Origin of the sequence: Vibrio nigripulchritudo ATCC 27043, assembly GCF_000222685.1 — a bacterium.
Classification (GTDB): Bacteria; Pseudomonadota; Gammaproteobacteria; order Enterobacterales; family Vibrionaceae; genus Vibrio; species Vibrio nigripulchritudo.
In genome coordinates, this window is sequence record NZ_AFWJ01000170.1 from 1 (window position 1) to 3,031 (window position 3,031).

2 protein-coding genes are annotated in these 3,031 nt (G+C 45.9%); both read left to right on the top strand.

The annotated features are described in order from the left end of the window. Positions 1 to 688: 688 nt before the first annotated feature. The gene (locus RH89_RS14160) at positions 689 to 2,371 is read left to right on the top strand and encodes a BCCT family transporter (protein ID WP_004403078.1); all 1,683 of its coding nucleotides are present in this window, start codon (positions 689 to 691) and stop codon (positions 2,369 to 2,371) included. 109 nt (positions 2,372 to 2,480) lie between these two features. Further along, positions 2,481 to 3,031 (top strand): 3-hydroxyacyl-CoA dehydrogenase family protein (locus RH89_RS14165; protein WP_004403079.1); only part of this gene is annotated, 551 nt, incomplete at its 3' end.

Here is a 3,031-nt window from a genome sequence, read left to right on the forward strand (position 1 = left end):
TATCCCCTGTGTGCCTTGGAAGAAGTGTCTGAAGCTTCTGAGAAGGTTGGATTCCCGGTAGTTCTAAAAGGTGTGAGCGAAAAATTAGTCCATAAAACCGAATCAGGCGCGGTTGCTTTAAATCTTACAAGGGCAGTGGATTGCGAAACCGCCGCCAATACGATGGCAATTCGTTTAAACCAATGCGGTATTGCTGACTATCAGTTTATGGTCGAACCCATGATCAGAGACACGGTCGCAGAGATGATTGTCGGGTTAAAGCGAGACGAACAATTCGGGTTGGCGCTGGTGGTAGGAAGTGGTGGAATTCTCGTCAATCTGATTCACGACAGCAGGACCCTGCTGCTTCCTACGAATCAAGTCGAGATAGAAGAAGCCATTAAATCACTTAGAGGAAGCCAGCTCTTATACGGATACAGAAATCAGAAGACGGCAGATATTGAAGCTCTGATTGATGCGGTTATGGCAGTCAGCGAATTTGCCATGACGCATTGGGAGCAGATCGAAGAAGTGGACATTAACCCCATTCTCGTGCGACCAGCGGGAAAAGGTGTTGTCGCTGCCGATGCGTTTATCAAGTTGGTCATGAAATAGAAGGAAAGCATATCCGATGCCATAGCGTCACCCAGAGAGCAAATGGATAGAGCTCTGTGTACTTAATAGTAACGAACTAGAAATGGAGATTCTTATGACAAATCATAGCGAAGCAAATGAAAACACGGATTCAAACTCTCTGACCATAGATGGCGCGATTCTATGGCCATCCGTCACGATCATACTGGCACTCGTACTGCCTCTTTCAATATTTCCTGAACAAAGCCGTGGAGTGGTGAATCAAATCTTCAGTTGGATCACTGGCGAATTTGGCTGGGCTTACCTGCTCACTGGTGTCAGTAGCTTTGTGTTTATGCTCTGGGTCGCGTTTGGTCCATTAGGAAAGATAAAACTGGGTGCCCCTGATGAAGTGCCCGAGTTCAGGAAATTGCCCTGGATAGCCATGTTGTTTTGTGGCGGTATTGGTATTTCTATCTGTAACTGGGCGTTTGTCGAACCTTTGTATTTCCTTTCCTCACCACCGTTTGGCATCGAAGCCAATTCTGCCACTTCAGCGGAATGGGCAGCAATGTATCCGATGTTTCACTGGGGTGTTGTTCCTTGGGCTCTGTATTTACTGCCTGCGCTGCCTGTTGGTTACGTTCTTTACGTTCGTCGGGCGAAAGTGTTGAGATTAAGTGAAGCCTGCCGAGGCATACTGGGAAGTAAAGTCGACGGTCCGATTGGTAAAATTATTGATGTCATTGTCGTTTTTTCAATCGTAGGCGGTGTAGGCACTTCGTTGGGTCTTTCCGTACCGCTTGTAGCTCAATTGTTTGAGGCGATTTTTGAGGTCGAAAATTCGTTTTTACTACAAATGTTTATATTGGCGCTTTGGACCTTGTTAATTGGCTGGAGTGTGTATAAAGGTCTCAACCGAGGCATACAAACATTGTCCAGCGTCAATGCGATACTGGCTTTTGTTTTGTTGGTATTCGTGCTGTTTGCTGGTTCTACCGTATTTATACTCAACCTCTGGTCGAACAGCTTTGGGTTATTCCTAAACAATTTTCCAAGAATGAACTTCTGGACAGACCCGATTGCTCAAGGTGGTTTTCCTGAAAGCTGGACCATTTTTTACTGGGCCTGGTGGATTGCATACTCACCGATGATGGGGCTTTTCGTTGCACGAATTTCCAGAGGTCGAACAGTGAAAGAGCTTGTCCTGAATGGTGTCATTTGGGGAAGCGTCGGGTGTTGGGTTTTCTTTGCAATCTGGGGTGGCTATGCCATTGACCTTGAAGTAAACCAGCAAATGGGGTTACAGAAAATACTGAGTGAACAGGGTATACCTGCAACCGTTGTGGCAATACTGAATACTCTTCCTTCCCCAACGATCGTGATCTCGGTATTTACGCTTCTGTGCTTCATTTTTCTGGCAACGACAGTGGATTCTTCGGCATACATGTTATCTGCAATCAGCACTAAAGAGATTTCAGGCTATCAGGAACCCGCGCGATGGAACCGTGTGTTGTGGACGTGCATTTTGGGTATTGTCGGTGTCGGATTGCTATCGGTCGGAGGATTAAACGTCGTTCAGACATCGACCATTCTGGTGGCGCTGCCCATGATTCCGGTTCTGATCATTATGGTGATTTCTTTCTATCGATGGGCTTATCAGGACTTTCGAAGTGAGTTATCCGATAAAGCATTTTCGCACTGTTATAAAACCGGAAAAAACCATGTTGTCACGACACATTCAGAAGTGACCGAGCAGAAATCTGAACTCGCTGGTGATCAACAAAAAGTAGAGAGCCCACCGGAAGTCAGGGTGTAAAAAAAAACGGATTCAATATTTACTTAAACTAGGATGCTCTGGGTTATTTCATTCAATGACTTCGGGTATCCAGAATTTAAGCCAGCGCTATGGATGTTAAGGAGGAGTTATGGGCATAAAAACCGTCAGTGTGATCGGCGCGGGTCAAATGGGGCAGGGTATAGCTCAGGTTTTTGCGACGGCTGGCTTCAACGTGTTGTTGAACGATCAAAATGCCGCAGCACTGGTGCACGGTTTAGTATCGATAGAACAAAATCTTCGCCGGAGTGAAGATAAAGGTCAGTTGGATGAGCCAAAGGAATTGATTCTCGGACGAATTGTGTCTGATGAGGACATCAATAAAGTACGAAATAGCGATGTCATCATTGAAGCGATCGCTGAAGATGAAGACTTAAAATACGCTCTTCTTCAGCAACTCGATCATATCTGCCCTCCCCACACTATCTTTGCCAGCAACACCTCATCAATTTCTATCACCCGATTAGCCAGTAAGACGACACGACCTCATCAAGTAATTGGATTGCACTTTATGAATCCCGTCCCGAAAATGGAGCTTGTCGAAGTTATTTCTGGCATGCATACAACCGAGCGGACTTCAGAGACAATCATTCAACTCATCAAAGATCTGGGAAAAACGGCGGTAAAATCGGCGGACAAGCC